This is a genomic window from Pannonibacter sp. Q-1 (assembly GCF_054073275.1).
This window is the reverse complement of the sequence record NZ_JBSXNB010000002.1, coordinates 743,206-766,685: the sequence shown is the minus strand read 5'-3', so window position 1 is coordinate 766,685 and position 23,480 is coordinate 743,206. Positions and strand designations below refer to the sequence as shown.

17 protein-coding genes are annotated in these 23,480 nt (G+C 63.9%); 16 read left to right on the top strand and 1 reads right to left on the bottom strand.

Annotation, left to right across the window (positions count from 1 at the left end; genetic code table 11):
- The first annotated feature begins 50 nt into the window (after positions 1–50).
- From ACVNHC_RS07560 to ACVNHC_RS07495, 14 genes are all read left to right on the top strand, one after another.
- Positions 51–1,028 (top strand): dihydrodipicolinate synthase family protein, encoded by a 978-nt coding sequence (locus ACVNHC_RS07560; protein WP_457166858.1) that lies wholly within the window; start codon positions 51–53, stop codon positions 1,026–1,028.
- A 60-nt stretch (positions 1,029–1,088) separates the two neighbouring features.
- Entirely contained in the window at positions 1,089–1,631 is a 543-nt protein-coding gene (locus ACVNHC_RS07555) for a 3-hydroxyanthranilate 3,4-dioxygenase (RefSeq protein ID WP_019962580.1), read from the top strand.
- A 128-nt stretch (positions 1,632–1,759) separates the two neighbouring features.
- Positions 1,760–2,926 (top strand): ABC transporter substrate-binding protein, encoded by a 1,167-nt coding sequence (locus ACVNHC_RS07550; RefSeq protein ID WP_058900240.1) that lies wholly within the window; start codon positions 1,760–1,762, stop codon positions 2,924–2,926.
- A 187-nt stretch (positions 2,927–3,113) separates the two neighbouring features.
- A complete protein-coding gene (locus tag ACVNHC_RS07545) occupies positions 3,114–4,028 on the top strand; it encodes a branched-chain amino acid ABC transporter permease (protein ID WP_094463730.1) in 915 nt (304 codons plus the stop codon).
- The gene (locus ACVNHC_RS07540) at positions 4,028–5,011 is read left to right on the top strand and encodes a branched-chain amino acid ABC transporter permease (RefSeq protein WP_050471278.1); all 984 of its coding nucleotides are present in this window, start codon (positions 4,028–4,030) and stop codon (positions 5,009–5,011) included. Before ACVNHC_RS07545 ends, ACVNHC_RS07540 begins: the two co-directional genes overlap by 1 nt.
- Positions 5,008–5,763: an ABC transporter ATP-binding protein gene (locus ACVNHC_RS07535; protein WP_457166857.1), complete on the top strand. Its 756-nt coding sequence runs from the start codon at positions 5,008–5,010 to the stop codon at positions 5,761–5,763. The genes ACVNHC_RS07540 and ACVNHC_RS07535 overlap by 4 nt, the downstream gene beginning before the upstream one ends.
- The gene (locus ACVNHC_RS07530; protein WP_457166856.1) at positions 5,757–6,458 is read left to right on the top strand and encodes an ABC transporter ATP-binding protein; all 702 of its coding nucleotides are present in this window, start codon (positions 5,757–5,759) and stop codon (positions 6,456–6,458) included. The genes ACVNHC_RS07535 and ACVNHC_RS07530 overlap by 7 nt, the downstream gene beginning before the upstream one ends.
- On the top strand, positions 6,445–7,263 hold the full coding sequence (locus ACVNHC_RS07525) for an aspartate dehydrogenase (RefSeq protein ID WP_457166855.1): 819 nt from the start codon (positions 6,445–6,447) through the stop codon (positions 7,261–7,263). The genes ACVNHC_RS07530 and ACVNHC_RS07525 overlap by 14 nt, the downstream gene beginning before the upstream one ends.
- A gap of 40 nt (positions 7,264–7,303) precedes the next feature.
- Positions 7,304–8,179: an alpha/beta hydrolase gene (locus ACVNHC_RS07520; RefSeq protein ID WP_094463734.1), complete on the top strand. Its 876-nt coding sequence runs from the start codon at positions 7,304–7,306 to the stop codon at positions 8,177–8,179.
- A 141-nt stretch (positions 8,180–8,320) separates the two neighbouring features.
- Entirely contained in the window at positions 8,321–9,571 is a 1,251-nt protein-coding gene (locus ACVNHC_RS07515; protein WP_457166854.1) for a lytic murein transglycosylase, read from the top strand.
- A gap of 31 nt (positions 9,572–9,602) precedes the next feature.
- Entirely contained in the window at positions 9,603–10,274 is a 672-nt protein-coding gene (parA, locus tag ACVNHC_RS07510; RefSeq protein ID WP_050471283.1) for a ParA family partition ATPase, read from the top strand.
- A gap of 246 nt (positions 10,275–10,520) precedes the next feature.
- Positions 10,521–16,058 (top strand): MG2 domain-containing protein, encoded by a 5,538-nt coding sequence (locus ACVNHC_RS07505; protein WP_457166853.1) that lies wholly within the window; start codon positions 10,521–10,523, stop codon positions 16,056–16,058.
- Between the two features lie 360 nt (positions 16,059–16,418).
- Positions 16,419–18,626, top strand: a complete 2,208-nt coding sequence (gene pbpC / locus ACVNHC_RS07500) for a penicillin-binding protein 1C (protein ID WP_457166852.1) — start codon at positions 16,419–16,421, stop codon at positions 18,624–18,626.
- A gap of 467 nt (positions 18,627–19,093) precedes the next feature.
- The gene (locus ACVNHC_RS07495) at positions 19,094–20,329 is read left to right on the top strand and encodes a porin (RefSeq protein WP_457166851.1); all 1,236 of its coding nucleotides are present in this window, start codon (positions 19,094–19,096) and stop codon (positions 20,327–20,329) included.
- 313 nt (positions 20,330–20,642) lie between these two features.
- Here the strand turns inward: ACVNHC_RS07495 and ACVNHC_RS07490 are convergent, their stop codons facing one another.
- Entirely contained in the window at positions 20,643–21,524 is an 882-nt protein-coding gene (locus ACVNHC_RS07490) for an alpha/beta fold hydrolase (protein WP_457166850.1), read from the bottom strand.
- Between the two features lie 226 nt (positions 21,525–21,750).
- On the opposite strand from ACVNHC_RS07490, the gene dapA reads away from it, so the two are divergent.
- Together dapA and smpB are read left to right on the top strand one after the other, a co-directional pair.
- A complete protein-coding gene (dapA, locus tag ACVNHC_RS07485) occupies positions 21,751–22,629 on the top strand; it encodes a 4-hydroxy-tetrahydrodipicolinate synthase (RefSeq protein WP_123193970.1) in 879 nt (292 codons plus the stop codon).
- A 278-nt stretch (positions 22,630–22,907) separates the two neighbouring features.
- Positions 22,908–23,384, top strand: coding sequence for an SsrA-binding protein SmpB (gene smpB, locus ACVNHC_RS07480; RefSeq protein WP_055455546.1), 477 nt, complete (start codon positions 22,908–22,910; stop codon positions 23,382–23,384).
- Positions 23,385–23,480: the final 96 nt, after the last annotated feature.

The following is a 23,480-nucleotide window of genomic DNA, read 5'->3' as shown; positions in this document are numbered from 1 at the left end:
TCCTGCGCAACTTTGCCCCTCGGAGGGCATCTGCCCGAAAGGCAATGAGGATGAAATACACACGCAAGGACGCCAAGGCTCATGCTTTTGCCACCATGCGCGGCATCTGGGCAGCGGCCCTGATGCCGTTCCGGGAAGATCTGTCCATCGATGAGGACGGCTTCCGCGCCAACATGAACCACTGGATCGATGATCTTGGCATCGATGGCTTCTTCATCGCCGGCAAGCAGGGCGAGTTCTTCTCCATGTCCGTGGACGAGCGCAAGCGCTGCTTTGATCTGGCGGTTGAGGCGGCAGGCGGGCGGGCCCAGACGATCATGTCCTGCTCGGACCAGAACATGGATGTGGTGATCGATCTTGCCCGCCATGCGCAGGCCTGCGGTGCAGACTATATCGTCGTCCACGCGCCCATCCTGCATTTCTTCAAGGCGCAGGACGAGACGCTGCTGCGCTACTACGAAACCATCGCCTCGAAGGTGGATATCGGCATTGCGCTGTGGTCCCACCCGGACAGCGGCTATCTGATGAGCCCGGAACTATGCAATCGGCTGGCGGATATCGAGACGGTGGTGGCGATCAAATACTCAGTGCCGCGCGAGATGTACAAAAAGCTGACTGCGCTCGCCGGAGACCGGATCCTCGTCTCCACCGCCTCGGAGGAGGAGTGGCTCGACAACATTCTGGAGCTGAACTGGCAGCTCTATCTGTGCTCGTCACCGCCCTATCTGCTGCAGACCGCCGCCGACAGGCGGATGCGTGCCTACACGGATCTGGCCTTTGCAGGCAAGGCGGAAGAGGCGCGGGCGCTGCGCGATTCCCTTGAGCCGGTCCGCCGGGCGCTCAAGGACACGCGTCCTGCCGAAAAGCCCCATGCCCACCAGAAGTACTGGCAGGACCTGCTGGGCCAGACCGGCGGACGGGTGCGCCCGCCCATGCTGGAACTGACCGAAGACGAGAAGGCCCGCACACGGGCGGCATTTGACGCCTGCGGGCTCAGGCTGGATGATGGCGCCCGCAAGGCCTCCTGATCCGGCGTCCCGCTACCCCAAAATGACAAGAGCGGTCTGAAGACCCTGAGGAGAACGGCAATGGCCAGATTGAAAGCCTTCAATTTCCAGAAGTGGATCGACGAGCACAAGCACCTGCTGAAGCCGCCGGTCGGCAACCAGATGGTGTTCAAGGACGCGGACCTGATGGTCACGGTCGTCGGCGGGCCGAACAAGCGCACCGACTATCACGATGATCCGGTTGAGGAATTCTTCTATCAGCTGAAGGGCGACATGCTGCTGAAGCTCTATGACGGGGAAGAGTTCTACGACGTGCCGATCCGGGAAGGGGATGTGTTCCTGCTGCCGCCGCATGTGCGCCACTCGCCCCAGCGCCCGCAGGAAGGCTCCATCGGCCTCGTCATCGAACCGGCCCGCCCGGAAGGCGCGCTGGATGCGGTGGAGTGGTACTGTTTCGAGTGCAAGGCGCTGGTGCACAGGGCCGAGGTGGATCTTGAGTCGATCGTTGACGACCTGCCGCCGATCTACAAGGCCTTCTACGCGGACGAGGCCAAGCGCACCTGCCCGAAATGCGGCACCATCCACCCCGGCAAGGAGCCGCCTGCAGGTTGGGTCAATCTGTAAATGTTTTAGGCTTGAAATATTTCTGGACCCTGTGCAAGCTGGGTCCCGGAAAAAAGATCAAGACTGGAGCTGACCAAAGATGGCAGCATCCGGCTGGCTGCCGCAAGGCGACAACAGAGGGTGAAGAGATGAAGAAGAGACTGTTTCTGGCCGCAGCGGGCATCGCTGCGCTGATGAGCGGCACTGCCCTGGCGCAGGATCCCCTGAAAATCGGCATGATCACGACCCTGTCCGGCCCCGGCGGCTATCTCGGTCAGGACATCCGCGACGGCATGCTGCTGGCCATCGAAATGGAAGGCGGCAAGCTGGGCGGCGTTCCGGTCGAGCTGGTTGTCGAGGATGATGGCCTGAAGCCGGGCAACGGCCGCCAGATCGCCGAAAAGTTCATGAACGACGACGGCATGAAGCTGCTCACCGGCATTGTCTTCTCCAACGTTGCCGGTGCCACCGTGCCCGATATCGTCAACAACGACGCGATCTATATTTCCCCGAACGCCGGCCCGTCCAACCTTGCCGGTTCCGAGTGCCACGAGAACTATTTCGTCGTGTCCTGGCAGAATGATGCCCTGCACGAGGCAGCCGGTGCCGCCGCCAAGAAGCTCGGCTTCAACAAGGCTTTCGTGCTGGCGCCGAACTATCAGGCCGGCAAGGACGCCATCAACGGCTTCAAGCGCACCTTCGGCGGTGAAATCGTCGGTGAGCTTTACACCCAGCTCGACCAGACTGATTTCGCCTCGGAAATGGCCCAGATCCGCGCGGCCGATCCGGAAGTGGTTTTCCAGTTCCACCCGGGCGGCCTCGGCATCGCCTTCCTGAAGCAGTATGCGCAGGCTGGCCTGAACGGCAACATTCCGATGGTTCTGTCCGAGCCCTCCACCGATGCGGTGGTGCTGAACGCCGTTGGCGACGCTGCCGTTGGCATCTTTGCCACCGCCCACTGGAACCGTGACTTCACCAACGACGCGAACCTTGAGTTCGTCGAAGCCTGGGACAAGAAATACGGCCGCCCCATCACCTATTACGCCTCTCAGGGCTATGACACGGCCAAGCTGATTTCCTCCGCTCTGGCCAAGACCGGTGGTCTGGACGATATCGGCAAGTTCCGCGAAGCTGTCCGCGCTGCGGACTTCAAGAGCGTGCGCGGTGAATTCAAGTTCGGTCCGAACCAGCATCCGGTGCATGACTGGTATCTGCTGGACATCGTTGCCGGTCCCGATGGCAAGCCGGTGGCCGTCACCAAGGACAAGCTCCTTGAAGACTATGGCGACGCCTACGCCGATCAGTGCAAGATGTAAGCTGACAGGTTGGGCGCGGCGGGGGGCTCCGCCGCGCCGGATCTGTTGCACGGCGCAAGCGCGCATCCGGTTCCCGGCCTGACCCTCAGGCCTGCCGGATGCGGCCAGCCGGACGTCCGCCATGGGCGCGCCGGACTGCACCTCTGTGCCTTGCCAGTCATAGTTCTGACAATTACCGGACGGGCGGATGATCCTAGTACTCGAGCAATTGCTGAACGGCCTTCAGTACGGCGTCATGCTGTTTCTGCTGGCGGCCGGGCTGACGCTGATTTTCGGCATCATGGGGGTGATCAACCTCGCCCATGGGTCGCTCTACATGGTGGGCGCTTATGCGGGCACCTGGGTGGCGGGGGAGACGGGCAGCTTCTGGCTCGGCATTCCCGCAGCCCTTGGCGCCGCTGCCCTCACCGGCCTTGCCATCGAGGCGCTGGTGATCCGCAAGCTCTACAGCCGCGATCATCTGGATCAGGTGCTGGCGACCTTCGCACTCATCCTGATGTTCAACCAGATCATCGTCATGCTGTTCGGCCGCTCGCCGGTCTTCACGCTGCTTCCCTCCGGCTTCGAAGGCTCGGTGGAACTGCTGCCGGGGCTTTACTATCCGCCGTACCGGCTGCTGATCATCGGCACGGGGCTTCTGGTGGCGGTGGGGCTCTATTTCCTCATCAACCGCACCCGCATCGGCATGCTGGTCCGGGCCGGGTCCACAAACCGCGAGATGGTGCGGGCGCTCGGTGTCGATATCCGCCTGCTCTACACGGTGGTCTTCGGCCTTGGTGCGCTGCTGGCGGGGCTTGCCGGTTACATGGCCGGTCCGATCCTTGCCGTTCAGGTGGGGATGGGTGAGCAGATCCTGCTGGCGACCTTCGTGGTGGTCGTCATCGGCGGGGTCGGATCGATCCGGGGCGCATTCGTGGCGGGCATCGGTCTTGGTGTCATCGACACCTGCCTGCGCGCCTTCCTGCCGGGTCTTCTGCGCAATTTCATGGCCGGGCCGGAAGCCGATGCGCTCGGCACCGGCATCTCGTCGATGGGGATCTACCTGCTGATGGCCCTTGTCCTTCTTGTCCGGCCCAAGGGCCTGTTTGCAGCGGGGTCGTGATGCGCAAGCCTATCCTTGCCCTTCTGCTCATCGTCTTTCTCGCCGCCATTCCCACGCTCACGGCCGAATTCGGCCAGGCCTCGCTGCTGGCGCTGGCAACACGCATTCTCATCTATGGCATGGCCGCTGCCAGCCTCAACTTCGTGCTCGGCTATGGTGGCATGGTCAGTTTCGGACACGCTGCCTTCTTCGGCATCGGCGCCTATGTGGTCGGCATTCTCGCCACCCACCATTCCAGCGGCGAGCCGCTGTTCGGCTTCATTCCCGGCACGGATCAGATGCTGATCACCCTGCCTCTGGCGGTTCTGGTGGCCGGGTTCTTCGCGGCGGTCATCGGCTCTCTGTCGCTGCGCACCGGCGGCGTGCAGTTCATCATGATCACGCTCGCCTTTGCGCAGATGCTGTTCTTCCTGTTCGTTTCGCTGAAGGCCTATGGCGGCGAGGACGGCATCATCATCCGCCGCAGCAACGAGCTGCCGGGGCTCAACATGCGCGACAGGGCCACCTTCTATTACGTGGTGCTGGCCATAACCGTCCTGTTCTTCTTCGGCCTGCGCCGCCTGACGCAGTCGAGCTTCGGTGCGGTGATTTCCGGCATCCGCCAGAACGAGCGGCGCATGGCGGCCCTCGGCATCCCGGCCTACCGCTACAAGCTCTATGCCTTCGTGCTGTCGGGCATGGGCGCTGGGCTTGCCGGGGCGCTGATGGCCAACTTCCTGCGCTTTGCCTCGCCGGACATGATGCACTGGACCAAATCGGGTGAGCTGATGATCATGGTCATCCTCGGCGGCGTCGGCACCCTGTTCGGCCCCTTCCTCGGTGCAGGCGCCTTCCTGGTGCTGGAGACATTCCTCGCGCAATGGTCCGAGCACTGGCCTCTGGCGCTCGGCCTGATCCTGCTGCTGCTGGTGCTGGGCACACGCGGCGGCCTGCAGGCTCTCATCGCCCGCGTGTCACGTCTTGTCAGGGGAGGCGGCCAATGAGTGTCATCCTGTCCATCGAGGGGCTGGTGAAAACCTTCGGCGGCCTGATTGCCACCGATCACGTCAGCCTTGATGTGCGCGACGGCGAGATCCACGCCCTCATCGGCCCGAACGGGGCGGGCAAATCCACCCTGATCAACCAGCTCTGCGGCGAACTTGTCTCCGATGAAGGCTCCATCAGGCTGGCGGGGCAGGAAATTTCCGGCCTGAAGGTGCCGGAGCGCGTGGCTCTCGGCCTTGGGCGTACCTTCCAGATCACCAGTCTTCTCGACGAGATGACCGTGCTCGAGAACATCGGCATGGCGATCCAGGTGCGCGAGGGTCACAATTTCCGCATCTTCGATCTCGTCCGCAGCCGCCGTTCCGTCTGGGCCGAGGCGGAGGAGCGGGTGGCATCCAGCGGCCTTGCCGGGCGGGGCAGGGTGCGCGTGTCGGACCTCTCCCATGGCGAGAAGAAGCAGCTGGAACTGCTGGTGGCCCTTGCCATGAAGCCGCGCCTGCTGCTGCTGGACGAACCCATGGCCGGTCTTGGCCATGTGGAAAGTCAGGCGATGATCGGCATGCTGAACGAGACGCGCAAGAGCGCGGCCATGCTGCTGGTGGAGCATGACATGGAGGCGGTCTTCGCGCTTGCCGACCGTATCTCTGTGCTCGTCTATGGCCGCATCATCGCCAGCGGCACGGTGGACGAGATCCGCAACAATCCGGCCGTGCGTGAGGCCTATCTCGGAGCGGAGGACGAACTGTGCTGAGCGTCTCCAACCTTCAGGCCGCCTATGGCAAGAGCCAGGTTCTGTTCGACATCAACCTTGAGATCCGCGAGGGCGAGGTGGTGACGCTCATGGGCCGCAACGGCATGGGCAAGACCACCACCGTCCGCTGCATCATGGGGCTTCTGGCCCCGCGCGGCGGCGGCATTGAGTTCGAGGGCGTGGCCACCGCAGGCCTTGCGCCGGAGCGCATTGCCCGGCTCGGGGCAGGGCTGGTGCCGGAAGGGCGCCAGATCTTCCCCACGCTGAATGTGCGCGAGAACCTTGTCGCCACCGCTTCCAACCGGCTGAAGCGCAAGGCCCCCTGGACTCTGGATCGGGTCTATGCCCTGTTCCCCCGGCTCAAGGAGCGGGCGCATCAGATGGCAGCCACCCTGTCCGGCGGCGAGCAGCAGATGCTGGCCGTGGGCCGCGCGCTGATGACCAATCCGCGCCTTCTGATCCTTGACGAGGCGACCGAAGGGCTTGCCCCGGTCATTCGCACGGAAATCTGGCACTGCATCGAGCACCTCAAGCGCGAGGGTCAGTCGATCCTGCTGATCGACAAGAATTTGTCGGTTCTCAAGCGCCTTGCCGACCGGCACTATGTTGTCGAGAAAGGCCGTACGGTCTGGAGCGGCACGGGAGAGGACATGGACCGGGACGCAGAACAGGTGCAGGCCTATGCCGGGCTCTGAGCTGGCCGTCGCCCTCATCGGCTGGGGCGCCATCGCCCGCAGGGTGGCGGCGGTTCTGGCTGAGCGCAAGGCGCCAGTCTGCATTGTTGCGGTTGCCACCCGTGATGCCGCTGCAGATCTTGCGGGGCTGCCGGACGCGTGCCGCCACATCAGTTCTCCGGAAGAGCTGACGGACGGGGCAGGGCAGAGGCCGGGCCTCGTGCTGGAAGCCGCAGGGCGGGAGAGCGTCGCCCCGTTTGGCCGCGCTGCCCTTGCGGCCGGAATGGACTTTGCCGTGTCCTCCACATCGGCATTCGTGGAGGGGGATCTGCTGGACGAACTGCTGGCGCTGGCCGCAGGCACCGGTGCCCAGATCCTCGTGCCCCCCGGCGCCCTCGGCGGCATTGATGCGCTGGCCGCAGCTTCCCGGCTGAGGCTCGATCATGTGCGCCACGAGATCATCAAACCGCCCGCGGCATGGCAGGGCACACCGGCCATGGCGGCCTGTGATCTGGACCATCTCACCTCGGCCCACACCTTCTTCACCGGCACCGCCCGGCAAGCGGCTGCCGCCTATCCGCAAAATGCCAATGTGGCCGTCATCTCCGCCATGGCCGGGCTCGGTCTCGACCGGACGGAGGTGGCGCTGGTGGCAGACCCGGCGGCTGCCGGCAATGCTCACCGCCTCACGGCCAGCGGTGCCTTCGGCAGCATGGAGCTGATGCTGACCAACAAGCCGCTCGCCTCCAATCCGAAATCCTCCGAAATGACCGCCCTGTCGCTGGTGCGCCTGATCGAGAACCGCGCGGGCGCGCTGGTGCTCTGACGCGAGCGGTGCCGCAGCTTCTGCTTGAAGGAATTGAGCCATGTCCGACGTTCCTGCCACTGCCACGACCCTGATTGCCGAAGGCGCCTGGCCGCGCGACCGGCTGGACGCGGATTACACCGCGAAAAACTGCGTCACGCCCGAGCGGTTTGCGCAGATCATCGCGGAGTACGGCAACCGCTCCCGCCCGGCCAAGGCCATGGCCGGGGCAAAACTCGATCTGGTCTATGACGGGCCGAGCGGGGAAAAGCTCGATCTTTACGGCACCCGCGCGGGCGAGCTGCGGCCTCTGCTCGTCTTCATCCATGGCGGCTACTGGCGGGCGCTGTCGAAGGACCAGTCGGCCTTCATGGCGCCGTTGCTGGCCGACCTCGGCATTGCCACCGCCGTGCCGGATTACACACTCGCTCCCGCCGTTTCGCTCACCGAAATCACCCGCCAGATGCGCGCGGCCCTTGCCTGGCTCTGGCATCAGGCGGAAAGCCTCGGCATCGACCGCAACCGCATTGTGGTCACCGGCAGCTCCGCCGGCGGGCATCTGGCCGGAACACTCATGATGAACGGCTGGCAGCAGGACTTTGATCTGCCGGGGCAGGTGCTGAAAGGCGCGCTGCCGCTCAGCGGCCTGTTCGAACTGGCGCCCATTGCAGGAAGCCATGTGCAGGACTGGATGAACCTGACCCCGCAGGAGGTTGAAACCCTCAGCCCCTTGCGCGCCCCGGCAGGCGCACCTGCTTCGGTGATTGCGGTTGCAGAGCACGAGGTCTCCGGCTTCCACCGCCAGACCCGCGCTTATGCCACGGCGCTCGGTGCTCCGGAACTGGTGGTGCCGGGCCGCAACCATTTCGACATCGTCTTCGATCTCTGCGATCCGGCGAGCGGCCTTTCCGCCGCATTGATGCGCCTGTTGCGGTAGCCTCTACTTCTTTTGGCCAATTTGCACCGCAGCATCTCACGAAGCCGCCACAAATCCGCTACAGTTTGCAATTGCAGGTGATGCGGGCAGGTGATTTGCGGCACGGCGCAGGGTGGGGGCATCCGGCGTCAGGCGAGGAGAATGACGGTGCGGCTGAGGCAGGTTCTGGCGGGTGAGTTTCTGAAAAGCGGATTTCTGGCGGGGACAGGGCGTGCGGCCTGCGGCGCCGTTGCGGCTGCGATGCTCGGCAGCTTTGCCGGCATGGGCGAAGCCCGCGCGCTCGGCAGCTGTCTGGAGCGGCTGAAGAGTGATGCAGTGGCAGCCGGTGTGCGCCCCGAGATCGCCTCCCGCATGCTCGACGGAGCCAAGACGGACGAGCGCGTCCTGCGTTTCTCCACCAGCCAGCCGGAATATGAAACGCCGATCTGGGACTATATGGCGACCCTGGTGGATGAAGAGCGCATCCGCGACGGCAAGGTCCTGCTGCAGCAGCACAAGACGGTGCTGGCTGCCGTTGAAAAGGCCTATGGCGTCGAAGCGCATGTGGTCGTCGCCGTCTGGGGCATCGAGAGCGACTTCGGCAAGTCCATGGGCGATTTCTACACGCCTCATGCCCTGGCAAACCTTGCCTGTGCCGGAAGCCGCCGCTCCAAATATTTCCGCGACGAGCTGATCAAGACACTGCAGATTGCCAGCCGGGGTGATGTGCCGCCGGAGAAATTCATCGGCTCCTGGGCCGGGGCCTTCGGCCAGACCCAGTTCATGCCCACCACCTATATCCGCCTTGCCGTGGATTTTGACGGCGATGGCCGCAAGGATCTGGTCGGCACGACCGCCGATGCGCTGGCGTCCACTGCCAATTTCCTCAAGGATGCGGGCTGGCAGCAGGGACGGCCCTGGGGCTATGAGGTGCGCCTGCCGAAGGACTACAAGGGACCCGTTGGCCGCCGGGAAAAGGCGAGCCTCGACAACTGGGCCCGGCGCGGCATCCGCCGCCTCGATGGCAAGCCCCTGTCAGGCAGCACGGAGGCGGGGCTGATCCGGCCCGCAGGTGCCAATGGTCCGGCCTTCCTCGTCACCCGCAACTTCGATGCGCTGTTCTCCTACAACGCCTCGCAGTCCTATGGCCTTGCTATTGCGCTTTTGTCGCAGCTGATTTCGAGTGGAGAGCCTTTCGCGGCAGCCTGGCCAACAGATGATCCCGGTCTTTCACGGGCCAAGCGATTGGAATTGCAGAAGCTTCTGGCGCGCGGCGGGTTCTATGACGGCGAAGTTGACGGCCGCGTCGGTCCGGCAACCCGTGAGAGCATCAAGAAAGCGGAACAAAACTTTGGCTTGCCTGTAACGGGCAGACCGGGTTACCGCATCTATCAGGCGCTTGGCGGCCAGTAGGCTGCTGCAGATTGCTTGCGCGGGGGCAGGAATGACGGGACATATTCTGACAGTCGCCCAGCAGAAGGGTGGATCGGGCAAGACCACCCTGACCGCGCATGTGGCATCCGGGTTCCTGAACGGTATCGTGACGGGACTGCCCAAGGGGCTGAGGGTCGCCATTCTGGATGTGGACCCGCAGGGCTCGCTCGGCACCTGGTATGAAGCGCGTGAGCGCAAGCTGGGTGAGGAGACGACCGGCATCACCCTGCGCACCGCCAGCGGCTGGGGTGCGCGGCGTGAGGCCAAGGCGCTGGCCCGCGACCATGATTTCGTCATCATCGACACGCCGCCGAAGACGGATGTGGACGCAAGGCCGGCCATCGATGCGGCCGAACTGGTGCTGGTGCCGGTGCAGCCGACCCCGGTGGACCTGTGGGCCACGGGCCAGACCTTTCAGATGGCAAAGCGCGAGGATACGCCTGCCTTCCTGATCCTCAACCGGGTGCCGCCGCGCGCGGCCCTGACGGTGGATGTGGAAGAAGCCATCCGGGCGCAGGGGCTGGAGCGGCTGGCGCCGATGCTCGGCAACCGCACCGGTTTTGCCGCTTCCATGGGCGAGGGGCTGACCGTGTTCGAGACCGATCCGCGCGGCAAGGCGGCGGCGGAAGCTGCCAGCCTGATGCAGGCCATCGCTGCGCTGCTTGGTCCGAAGGCCGAATAACGGACGGACCCGTTCGGCGGGGCTCTTCGAGTGTCTCGCATCAGCCATGCCATCGCCCAAAATGTGATCTGCATCGCTTGACGCGGAGGGTGTCCTGCCGCGATGCTCCCGATGGATTTTTTGAGGTCATTTTGCCCCGCCTGGGGCGTCTGAGGTTTTGCTGTGCCGGCAGTTTTTTGCCGGCAGGCAATGTTGCGGCGGTTCGAACGGCCTGAAACCGTCAGAAACCGCCCGGGAGGCACTATCATGCGGATTTTGAAGCGGATGTTCACGCCGGAGGGATGGAGCGCGGCTCCGGTTCCGGCCTTCGTGCGGCACGGCTTCGCGGCCCTTCTGGCGGCATCGGTGATTCTGCCGCTGGCCGGAGTGGCCCCGGCGGCAGCCCAGCAGAAGCGCATCGTGCAGGTGCCCAATGCCGATTACTTCGGCGGCGACTACCGCACGGTCAAGGATGTGGACATCGCCACCTGCGAAAGTGCCTGCCTTGATGACCGCCAGTGCAAGGCCTTCACCTACAACACCTCCGCCCGCTGGTGCTTCCTGAAGAATGCACAGGGCGAGCTTCAGTCCTTCAACGGTGCCATTGCCGGCCGTGTGGTCGAGGTTCGGGCCTCTTCAACGGCCACCATCGCCGAGCGGCGGGCCGAGCTGAGCTTCGTTTCCAACTACTACATGGAAGAAGCCCAGCGTTATGCCTCGCAGGTGACGCGGACCAGCACGCCGGCCAGCACCCCTGTCGAGACCCAGTTGCAGCAGGCCGAACAGGACCTGTTGATGAGCTCCTATACGCAGGCGCAGGCGGTCTTCAGCTCGCTTCTGGCCGTGGATACGGCCAACAGTGCCGCATGGACCGGTCTGTCTCTGGCGCAGGTCAACCAGCAGCCGGACGACTGGGAGCAGCGCATGGCCCTGCGCCGCAACAGCATTTCGGCGGCGGTCAATGGTTACCTCAACGCCGCTGACGGCGGCCAGCAGGGCGCCGCGCTTGACGCGCTGTCAAAAGCCTTTGCCCTGTCGCAGGAGTGGAAACCGGCGATCCGCAGCCTGCGCAAGGCGCGCGATCTCAATCCGTCCGATCCGTCCCTGACACAGCGCTATGAAAAGATGGTCGCGGACCACGGCTTCCGCATTCTCGATCACCGGGTGGACGCGGATGCGGCCGAACCGCGTATCTGCGTCATCTTTTCCGATGAGCTGGAAAAGAACAGGGATTTCTCTGACTTCGTGAAAGTGCAGGGCGGCAACGGTACGGCGGTCACCTCCGAAGGCTCGCAGCTTTGCGTCACCGGTGTGCGCCATGGCCAGCGCTATGACATGCAACTGCGCGCCGGCGTGCCCGCCAACGATGGCGAAAAGCTGGAGAAGACCGCCAATCTGACGCTTTACATCCGCGACCGCGCGCCGTCCGTCCACTTCCTCGGCCGGGCCTATGTGCTGCCGAAGGGCAAGGACGCGACGATCCCGGTTGTTTCCGTCAACAGCAAGGAAGTGGCGCTGGAAATCTTCCGCGTCGGCGACCGCGGCCTTGTGGACGTGGTGCGCGACGAGCGTTTCATGCGCCAGCTGTCCTACTATGACAGCAACCAGCTTGAGGAACAGCTTGGCGAGAAGGTCTGGTCCGGCGTCGTGGAGACGGCCAGCCCGCTGAACGAGGACGTGACGACGGCGATCCCGCTGGAGGACATGGGCCTTGAGCTGAAGCCGGGCGTCTATGCCATGTCGGCCAAGTCGAAGCTCGACAAGACCGACGAGTGGAGCAGCAAGGCCACCCAGTGGTTCATTGTCTCCGAAATCGGCCTCAGCTCCTATTCGGGCACGGAAGGGGTGATTGCCTCGCTGCGCTCGCTCTCCGATGCCAAGCCGATGGCAGGCGTGAAAGTCCGCCTCGTTGCCGTCAACAATGAGGTGCTGGGCGAGACCGTCTCCGATGCCAACGGCCTTGCCAGTTTTGCGGCCGGCCTGTCGCGCGGCCGCGGCGGCCGGGCTCCGGCGCTGGTCGTTGCTGAAACAGAGCAGGGCGACTACTCCTTCCTCGATCTGCGCAAGCCTGCCTTCGATCTGTCCGACCGTGGGGTCGAGGGCCGTCCGGCTCCCGGGCCGCTGGATGTGTTCAGCTGGACCGACAAGGGCATTTACCGCTCGGGTGAGACGGTGCACGCTCAGGCGCTGCTGCGCACGGCCAAGGCTGATGCGCAGACGGATCTGCCGCTGACCTTCATCTTCATCCGCCCCGATGGCGTCGAATATTCCCGTACCGTGATCAATGACGGCGGTCTGGGCGGCTATCTTCAGGACCTGTCCCTGCCGGCCGGTGTGCAGCAGGGCTCCTGGACGCTGCGGGTTTATCTGGACCCCAAAGGCAACGCGCTGGCCGAAAAGACCTTCCTCGTGGAGGACTATCAGCCGGAACGCGTAGACTACACGCTGAAGGCATCGGCCGATGCGCTGAGCCTTGCCCGCCCGGTGGACGTGACGGTGGAAGGGCGGTTCCTCTATGGAGCCCCGGCGGCCAACCAGACGCTTGAGGGCGAGATCATCGCTGCCCCGGTCCGCAACCTTGCGGGCTTCCCCGGCTATGTCTTCGGCCTTGCGGATGAGGGTATCTATCCGGAACGCGCCAGCCTGCCCGAAGGCCTTGCGACCGATGAAAATGGTGTGGTGACCTTCCCGCTCGCCCTGCCGCAGCTGCAACCCACGTCGGGGCTTTACACCTCGACGCTGATCACCCGTCTGGTGGAAACCGGTGGGCGCTATGTGGAGCGCAGCCTTGACCTGCCGGTTCTGCCCGGCGGTCCGCGTATCGGCGTGAAGCCGCTGTTCTCAGGCGGTGTCGATGAAGGCGGCCCGGCGGATTACGAGATCGTGCTCGTCGATGAAAACGGCAAGCAGATTGCAGGCAAGGGTATCACCTGGACCTTGTCGCGCATCGACCGCCGCTATCAGTGGTACCGCAGCGACGGCCAGTGGAACTTCGAACCGGTGACCTCCAGCGAACGGGTGTCCTCCGGCAAGATCGATATTCCCTCCGATGGTCCGGCGCGGCTCTCCCTGCCGGTGAACTGGGGTGAGTACAAGCTGGAAGTCTCGCTCGGCGGCAGTCAGCCGGCTGAGACCAGCGATACCTTCTCTGCCGGCTGGTACTCGGCAGGCGGCTCTTCCGATACGCCGGACCGGCTGGAAGTGGGCCTCGACAAGTCCGCCTACCGCCCCGGTGAAACGGCCATCCTGCGCCTGAAGCCGAAGACGGAAGGTGTCGCCGTGATCAACGTCTTTGGCGATGGCCTGCTGGAAACCAAAACCGTCGAGGTGGATGGTTCGGAAACCGAAGTCAGCCTGACGGTGACGGATGACTGGGGGGCAGGGGCCTATGTGACGGCGACCCTGCTGCGGCCGATGGACATCGACGCCAAGCGCATGCCCGCCCGCAGCATCGGCCTTGCCTGGGGCAAGGTGGAGCCGGGCGAGCGCAAGCTGGCGGTGGAGATCACCGCGCCGGACACCATGCGCCCGCGTCAGGAGCTGACCGCAACCCTGAAGCTTGCCAACCTGCCTGCGGGCGACAAGGCCTATGTGACGCTGGCTGCCGTGGATGTGGGCATCCTCAATCTCACGGGCTACAAGGCACCGGAGCCCAGTTCCTGGTACTTCGGCCAGCGCCGCCTCGGCATCGAGATCCGTGACCTTTACGGCCAGCTGATCGACCGCACGGCCGGCACACGCGGCACGGTGCGCTCCGGCGGTGACGGCGGCTCCGGCCTCAAGGCCCCGCCGCCCGACGAGGAGCCGGTGGCCTTGTTCTCCGGCATCGTTGAAGTCAGCGATGACGGCACGGCGGCTGTTACCTTCAACGTGCCGGACTTCAACGGAACCCTGAAGCTGATGGCCGTTGCCTGGTCCGCCAGTGGCGTGGGCGAAGCCAGCCGCGACGTGCAGGTGCGCGATCCGGTGGTGATGAGCACCAGCCTGCCGGCCTTCATGGCACCGGGCGACACCTCGCGCATCCTGATCGAGATCGACAATGTGGATGGTCCCGCCGGTTCCTATGAGCTGGTGACCAGCATCGATGGGCCGGTGGAGCTGGAAGACGGCCAGACCACCCGCACGCTGGACCTCGCCAAGGGCGGCAAGCTGGAACTGCGCCTGCCGGTGAAGGCCATGGAGGCGGTGGGTGATGCGGCCATTGATCTGGCCATGTCCGGGCCGGAAGGCACCACGGCGTCCAAGTCCCTTAAGCTGGGCGTGCGCGATACCCAGCCCTATTCCACCCAGACGGAGACGTTCGAACTGGGGGCAGGCGAGGAACTGGTGCTGGACAGCTCCACCCTCGATGGCTTCCATGCGGACACGGCATCCGTCAGCCTTGCCATCGGCGGCAAGGCGGATATTGACGTGCCCGGCCTTCTGGATGCGCTGGACCGCTATCCCTATGGCTGCACCGAGCAGACGACGAGCCGCGCCCTGCCGCTGTTGTATCTGAACGAAGTGGCGGCAGATGCCGGGCTCGGCACGGATCCGGAACTGCGTGAGCGGGTCGTCAACGCCATCGCCCGCGTGCTGGCGAACCAGAATTATTCCGGTTCCTTCGGCATGTGGAACAGCTATGGCGAAAGCGACACCTGGCTCGACGCCTATGTGACGGACTTCCTCGTGCGTGCCCGTGAAAAGGGCTATGACGTGCCGGATGTGGCCTATACCGCGGCGCTCGACAGCCTGCAGAACCGCGTCTCCTACGCCAATGACTTCTCGTCGGGCGGGGAGGGCATTGCCTATGCGCTTTATGTCCTGTCACGGACGGGACGGGCCTCCATCGGCGACCTGCGCTACTATATGGATGTGAAGTTCGAGGACTTCTCGACCCCGCTGGCCAAGGCACAGGTCTCCGCTGCTCTCGCCCTTTACGGTGAACAGCAGCGCTCGGCCCGCGGCTTTGAAAAGGCTGCCGATGCCCTGCCGCTGGAGCGGGCCGGCATCTTCCGCGCGGACTATGGCTCGCCGGTGCGCGATGCTGCGGGCATTCTGACCTATATGTCGGAAGCCGGGCAGAGCAAGGCGAGCAGTCCGGTGGCGGACTTCATTGCTGCCAAGCAGGACGTGACCGCCTATAACTCCACCCAGGAAATGGCCTGGATGCTGATGGCTGCCCGTCAGGCGAATGAAGAGGCCCGCAAGGCCACCTTCACCGTGGACGGTCAGGAGCAGACGGACCGTCTGGGCTGGCGTTTCTCCGGCGAGGATGTCTCGGATGATGCTGTCACCTTCGTGAACACGAGCGGCAAGCCGCAGCGCGTCATGCTGACCGTGACCGGCCAGACAACCGAGCCGCTGCCGGAAGGCGGCGAGGGCTTTGCCATCTCCCGCAAGATCTATGATCTGGACGGGGCTGAGGTTGACCCCGCCGCGGTGCCCTACAACAGCCGCCTGGTGGTGGTGATCGAAGTGGAGCCGCTGACGGAAAACAACGGCCGGCTGATCGTGGTGGACCGTCTGCCCGGCGGACTTGTCATCGACAACCCGCGCCTTGTCCGCTCCGGCGATCTGGGGGCACTGTCCTGGCTCAACACCATCGACATGCCCGACCATGTGGAGTTCCGTCAGGACCGCTTCGTGGTCTCCGTCGACCAGCGCCGCTTCGGCGATCCGGTGCTGACCTTCGCCTATCTGGCGAGGGCGGTGACCCCGGGCTCCTATGCCCATCCGCCCGCCACGGTGGAGGACATGTATGTCACCAGCCGCTACGGCGTGACGGCCACAAGCCGGTTCGAGATCCTCGGGCCGGTGCGCTGAGCGGGGGAGGGGAGGCCTGCTCCCGTCTGACACAAGGTGGCAGTCTGGCTTCCACGGCACAGCTTTTCTACCCCCCTCCCCCTTGAGGGGAGGGGTTGGGGGTGGGGGTAACAGACTGAAAAACAGGGGTATTTTGATTGTTGGTTTGCTGCACAGAGTAGAGGGGCAGTTATGTAACGCTCCGGCGTGAATACCCCCACCCCTGCCCCCTCCCCTCAAGGGGGAGGGGAAATGAGAGGCTTCGGCTAAAGAGATAAGTTTTTGAAAATAATCATCTCTTTCACGGCCGGGCAAGGTTCATAGCGCATTCAAACGCGTTGTGTGTATGTAGTTGCCCTGCTGAAACGGGATGAGCCAGTCATGACCGATGGCGAAGACAAGCTGGTTCAATCATCTGAACTCTCCGGGCGGGAGATCTCCCCTCCGGACAATAAACCACCGCGCTGGCGCTTCAGGCGCCGCCGCTTCTGGCGAATGAGCTGCGTTGCCGGGCTGGTTCTTGCCGCTGCCGGGGCAGGGGCCTTGCGCGTGGCGCTCGATGTGGCGGCGGTGCCCTCAGCCCGCAAATATGATGACCTGTCTGTTTCCCGGACAGTGCTCGACCGAAACGGCGATCTGCTGCGCGCCTTCACGGCCTCAGATGAGCGCTGGCGCCTGCCGGTGGACGTCACCGCGGTCGATCCTCTTTATATACGGATGCTCATCGCCTTCGAGGATCGGCGCTTCCATGACCATGGCGGCGTTGATCCTCTGGCGCTGGTCCGCTCTCTCGGCCAGATGCTGATGGCTGGGCGCATCATCTCCGGCGGGTCCACCCTCACCATGCAGACCGCGCGTCTTGCCCGCGAGGCGGACACGCGCAGCCTGTCCGGCAAATATCAGCAGATGGTGGCCGCACTGGCCATGGAGCGGGATCTGTCCAAGGACGAGATCCTGCGGCTCTATCTTCTGCGCGCGCCCTTCGGCGGCAATCTGGAAGGCGTGCGGGCGGCAAGCCTCGTCTGGTTCGGCAAGGAGCCGGGCCGCCTGACGCCGGCAGAAGCTGCGCTGCTCGTCGCCCTGCCGCAGGCGCCGGAAGCCCGCAGGCCGGACCGCTCGCCGGAGGCTGCCCGTGTGGCGCGGGACCGGGTGCTGGACAGGGCCGTAGAGGCCGGTGTTCTGGACGGCGAAGAGGCAGAGGCCGCCAAGGGCGAATCTGTCCCTTCCGTTCGCCGTGCCATGCCGATGATCGCCCCGCACCTGACCCGTCAGGTGGTGAGCGCCAATCCTCAGGCCCTGGAGCAGCGCCTGACCCTTGACCGCAATCTGCAGCAATCGCTTGAAGCCTTGCTGGCCTCGAAAGTGCGGGGCGGCAATTCCCGCCTTTCCGCCGCAGCCCTTGTGGCCGATCACACCACGGGCGAGATTCTGGCCTGGGTCGGTTCGCCCGGCCTCGAGGAAGAAAGCCGTCAGGGGCACGTGGACATGGTCACCGCCGTGCGTTCTCCCGGCTCGGCGCTGAAGCCCTTCATCTATGGGCTTGCCTTTGAGGAGGGGGTTGCGCACCCTGAAAGCTACATTGAGGACCGGCCCGTCCGCATTGGTGGCTACACACCGACGAACTTCGACATGTCCTTTCAGGGGACAGTGACCGTGCGCGAGGCCTTGCAGCTCTCGCTCAATATTCCTGCTGTCCGGCTGCTGGATGCGGTGGGGCCTGCCCAGCTGACTGCGCGCATGCGCCGGGCGGGCGTCGAGCCGGTTCTGCCCTCAGGTGTTGCGCCGGGGCTGGCCATCGGTCTTGGCGGCGTCGGCCTCAGCCTCAAGGATCTTGCAACGCTCTATGCGGACCTTGCCAACGGCGGCAAGGCAATGCCGCTGCGCTTTGACATGAAGGCTGCGGCCCGTCCCTCAGGCCTGCCGCTGCTGGAGCCTGCGGCGGCCTGGTATGTGGGCGATGTTCTTCTCGGCGTGCCGCGGCCCGATTCGAGCGGTGAGGGCGAAATCGCCTTCAAGACCGGCACGGCCTATGGCTACCGGGATGCGGTGGCGGCCGGATTCGATGGCCGGCACGTGGTGGCCGTCTGGACCGGGCGGCCGGACGGCACGCCGGTGCCGGGCATGACCGGCATCAATTCTGCCGCACCGATTCTCTTTGAGGCGTTCCAGCGGCTGGGGGCCAAGCGCATTCCCCTGCCGCAGCCGCCTGCCGGTGTGCTGCAGAGCGCCAATGCCGGATTGCCGCTGCCGCTGAAGGAAGCGCGTGTCCGTTCGCTCGACAGCGGAGGGCCCGTTGCAGCTCAGTCTGGCGGGACACAGTCTGTTCAGAAGAGCGCAGCGCTGCGAATCGCTTATCCGCCCGATGGCGCAGAGGTCGAACTTGGCCTTGCATCGGACCGGAATGCGGCGCTGGTGGTGAAACTTCAGGGCGGCCGCGGGCCTTATGCCTGGTTTGCCAACGGGCGCCCCGTTGGAACCGGCCAGTTCATGACCAGCCTTGCCTGGGCGCCCGATGGTCCGGGCGATTCTGTCATTACGGTCGTGGATGCGGATGGCCGCAGCGACCGGATCAGCGTGCGCCTGCACTGAACGGAACGGATTTAGAGCGCCTGACTTGAGGCCGGGAACGGCGGAAATGCCCCGCTGTTGCCCTTCCGCCGCGCCGAATCCGGCGTGAGAGACACGCTTTCAACAAGCCCGCAGCGGCGGATTAACCAGAGAAGAAACGGATTCGTAAGGGTTTTTCCGCCCAGATCCGGCCGCACTGGTTACGGGAATCTTAAGATCACCCCCAAAGTCGTGACTTTCGTGCAACACCGCATTTTGAAAGCGGCTCCGGACCGGGGCTGGAGGGTGTTTCGAGGTTGAACGAAAAACGCGGATGGGTATGGTCACTGTGCGAGCGGCCTCCGGGTCGCACTGGATTGCCGTCCAAGGATCATACCTCCGGCCGGTGGCAATATCAGAACAATTCGCGGGGATCGGTGGAATTCGATTGTAGCCCAAGAGGGCGGCGGCGATGAACACCATTGATTGACTGATTTGGAGGTCAGAAAATGAACCTTAAGAGCATTCTGCTCGGCGCGGCTGCTGCCGCTGCTGCTGCCACCACCGCACAGGCCGCTGATCTGCCGGTCGCTCCGGAGCCGGTTGACTACGTTCGCGTTTGCGACGCTTTCGGCACGGGCTTCTTCTACATCCCGGGCACCGAGACCTGCCTCCGCGTTGGCGGCCGCGTCCGCGCTGACTTCTACTTCAACGACTTCGGCAAGACCGGCTCCATCGGCGGTATCACTGGCTCGTCCTCCAACGCTTGGGATGCACGTTCTGGCAATGGCACCTCGACCCGTGCTCGTGGCTACATCCGTCTGGACGCCCGCACCAACACCGAATACGGTCTGGTTCGCGCTTACATCGACACCTACTTCACGGCTGACTCCGGTTCTTCGACTGGTACGACCCTGGACAAGGCGTTCATCCAGTTCGGCAGCTTCACCTTCGGCCGCACCGGTTCCTTCTTCGACTACTACACCGGTTCTGCGTTTAACCGCATGAGCCAGGTGTTCTCCGACAAGGGTTCCACCTGGGTTGCTGCTTACACCGCTGCTTTCGGCAACGGCATCAGCGCCACCGTGTCGGTTGAAGATGGCACCTACCGCACCGTCGCCGGCAGCACGCAGTCTGTGACGACGACGACCGTGAACGGCGTTGCTGTTAACAGCATCACCAGCACTTCTAACGCCGCTGGTCACCGCTTCCCGGATCTGGTCGCAAACCTGCGCGTTGATCAGGGTTGGGGTTCTGCCCAGATCATGGGTGCTCTGCACGAGTCGCGTCTCCGCAACACTGCGTCCAAGAGCAAGGTCGGTTATGCAATCGGCGCTGGTGTGACCTTCAAGCTGCCGATGATCGCAGCTAAGGACTCCATCACCTTCCAGGCTCAGTACGCCGATGGCGCTACCAGCTACATGGGCAACGCCAACAGCAGCTATGCTGACGTTGTGTTCGCTAACGGCCAGACCAAGACCACCAAGGGCTGGAGTGTTTCTGCCGGTGCGACCCACTACTGGACCGCTCAGTGGTCGAGCAACCTCGACGCTTCTTACGGCAAGCTCGATCGTCCGTTCGGTCTGGCTGACGTGACCCAGTGGAACGTTGCTGGTAACCTCGTGTGGGAGCCGGTCTCCGGTCTCCTCTTCGGTGGCGAGCTTGAGTACCAGAACGTCAACGTCAAGGGCACTCCGAAGAAGGACTCCGTCGTCGGTATGTTCCGCGTGCAGCGCACGTTCTAATCAGATCCTCTGGATTTGATGGAAACCCCGCAGCGAAAGCTGCGGGGTTTTTCTTTGTTCAAGGTGCTATGCGATGACAGCGGTCGTTTTGCCGTGGTCTCGTCCAGTCTCTACCTGTGGCTGTGGCATGACTAAGACCAACTCTCGATGAGCTTAACTCATCGAGAGTTGGTCAAGCCCGTGCGGCACCTGAGCAGTTTCAAGGCGTGATGCATCAGCATCTCAGCGCCTTGGTATAAGCTCTGCCGGTCTAAGGATCTGCCGGTCTTTCGTGGAGGCGGGCTTCAAGCGGAAGACTTCCTGCCGCGCCCGCTCAACCGTCCACTCTTGCCCGCAGAAAGTCGTCTATCGTCCTCTGGCTGAGACAGTCCCACAGGAGCGGCGCGTGGCCTTCGTCCGGGATGCTCAGGCTTGAGAGGTCCGGATGTGTGGCCGCCATCTCCTGCAGGGTCTCCTGCGTCAGCAAACGGGAATTGGCGCCACGCAGCACGAGTACCGGCCTGTCCAGCAGCGGAGCGAACAGGGGCCAGAGTTCGGGCCAGGGCGTATCAGCGGTGATGGCTTCCATCGGCTTGTCCAGCGCGGGGTCGTGGTCAAAGATGACGCCTTCTTGGGTTGCCCTTCCGGCCTGCCTCGCAAATTTCAGCCAGCCGGCATCGTCGATCTTCGGGAAATCACGGGCGAGAGCGCTCTTCAGTGTGGCTGCCACGTCCTCGAAGCTGGCATAGACCCGGCGCGCGGCAAAGCTGTCACGGATTTCGAGGAGGGCACCGAGCTCGATTCGTGGCCCCACATCGTTCAGGATAGCCGCGCAGAAGATCTCACGCGGGATTTGCGCTGCCATCATCATGGCATGCAGCCCGCCGCGGGAGGTGCCCAGCACCGCAAAACGGGGCAGGGCGGCCTGAGCCAGAAACAGCGCAATGTCAGAGGCTTCTACGGGCAGGCTGTAGTTGGTCCAGTTCGGATCCCATCCGCTTCGCCCGCGCCCGCGATAGTCGAGCGCATAGACCTTGCGGCCATTGACGGCCAGAGCCTGCCCCACATCCGCAAAATCCCGGGTGTTGCGGCTGAGGCCCGGAAGGCAGATCAGCGGTACGGCGCCGGGCACTTCAACGGGGGGGTGCCAGACGCATCCGGCCAGTCTCAGCCCGTCGGCGGCCGTCCAGTGGAAGTCTTCTGCCGTAATGCTCATGATCTCTCCCCGGCTGCCCGGCCGCTTGCCGCCGGTTTGCAGCCACCATTTGCGGATGCCGCAGGAGCAGCCATGCTACCTTGCTGCAACAGGTGTGCAAGGCCTGTCCGCAAGCGCAATCTGATGCCGTCTAAGCCATTGCCGCAAGGCCACTTGCACATTATTGTGCCGGACCATTCCCGCCTGAAATCTGCGGGAAAACAAAGTCCAACAAGGAATTCTGAAAATGTTCAAGGGATCGATACCAGCGCTGATCACTCCGTTCCGGAATGGCGCGGTCGATGAGAAACGCTTTCAGGATTTTGTGGACTGGCAGATCAAAGAGGGCAGCTCCGGCCTCGTTCCGGTGGGCACCACGGGCGAAAGCCCGACGCTGACTCACGACGAGCACAAGCGCGTGATCGAACTCTGCATCGAGGTGACGGCTGGCCGCGTGCCGGTGATTGCCGGTGCCGGGTCCAACAACACCACCGAGGCAATCGATTTCGCGCGCCATGCGGAAAAGGCTGGTGCGGATGCGCTGCTGGTGGTGACGCCTTACTACAACAAGCCGAACCAGGCAGGCCTGAAGGCGCATTTCCGGGCGATTGATGATGCTGTGGGCATTCCCATCATCATGTACAATATCCCGGGCCGCTCGGTCATCGACATGACGCCGGAGACCATGGCAGAGCTGTTCAGCACCTGCCGCAACATCAAGGGTGTCAAGGACGCGACGGCGAACATGGCGCGTGTCACCCAGCAGCGCAAGACTTGCGGACCGGACTTCCTCCAGCTCTCGGGCGAGGATATCACGGCGCTCGGCTTCAACGCCCACGGCGGGCAGGGCTGCATATCGGTGACGGCCAATGTGGCACCGAAGCTCTGTGCCGAGTTCCAGGCGGCAACGCTGCGCGGTGACTATGCCGCCGCGCTCGCCATTCAGGACCGGCTGGGCCCGCTCCACAACGCGCTCTTCATCGAGCCGAACCCGACCGGCGTGAAATATGCCCTGTCGCTCCTCGGCAAGATCGAGAACGAAGTCCGCCTGCCGCTGGTGCCGGTTTCGCCGGAAACGCAGGCCCAGATCCGCGATGCCATGGTGCACGCGGGTCTGATCAACTGAAATAGAGAGACCGGAAGGGCCTGCGACCGCCCCTTCGGTCTGATTTATGACAAAACCTCTCCCTAGTCATCCCGGACGCAGCGAAGCGGAGATCCGGGACCGGTGAGCCAAGGCGCACCGGTTATGGCTCTGGAGAAAAACAACTTGCCCTCCGGCTCACCGGTCCCGGCTCGCGCTGCGCTTGGCCGGGATGACGAAGGAGGGATAGGTTGTGTTGACAAACTGACCGGAAGGGCCGGGATGTGGCCCTTCCGCGTCCATACAGGGAAGATGTGACCATGGCGCCCAAGTCTGGCGGCCCCGCCCGGACGGTTGTTTCGGACAACAGGAAGGCGCGGTTCAACTATGAGATCGAGGACGTTCTGGAAGTCGGCATCGAGCTGCGCGGCACGGAAGTGAAAGCCCTGCGCGGCGGCAAGGCCAACATTCAGGAATCCTACGCGGCGGAGAAAGACGGTCAGATCTGGCTCTATAATTCCTATCTGCCGGAATACCTTCAGGCCAACCGCTTCAACCACGAGCCGCGCCGCCCGCGCCGCCTGCTGCTGCACAAGCGCCAGATCGCCAAGCTGGCAGCAGCCGTGGCCAAGGAAGGCAAGACGCTGGTGCCGCTGAAGATCTATTTCAACGAGCAGGGCCGCGCCAAGCTGGAGCTCGCCCTTGCCCGCGGCAAGAAACTGCATGACAAGCGCGAAACCGAAAAGGCCCGCGACTGGGCCCGCGAAAAAGGCCGCCTGCTGAAGTCCGGCGGCTGACTTGCCGGACGTGTTGAAACCTTCCGGAAAACCCTGTGCCCAAGTCTGTTGACAGCTTGTGAAAGAGCTGTTGGCAGGCTGTGGATATGTTGTGGG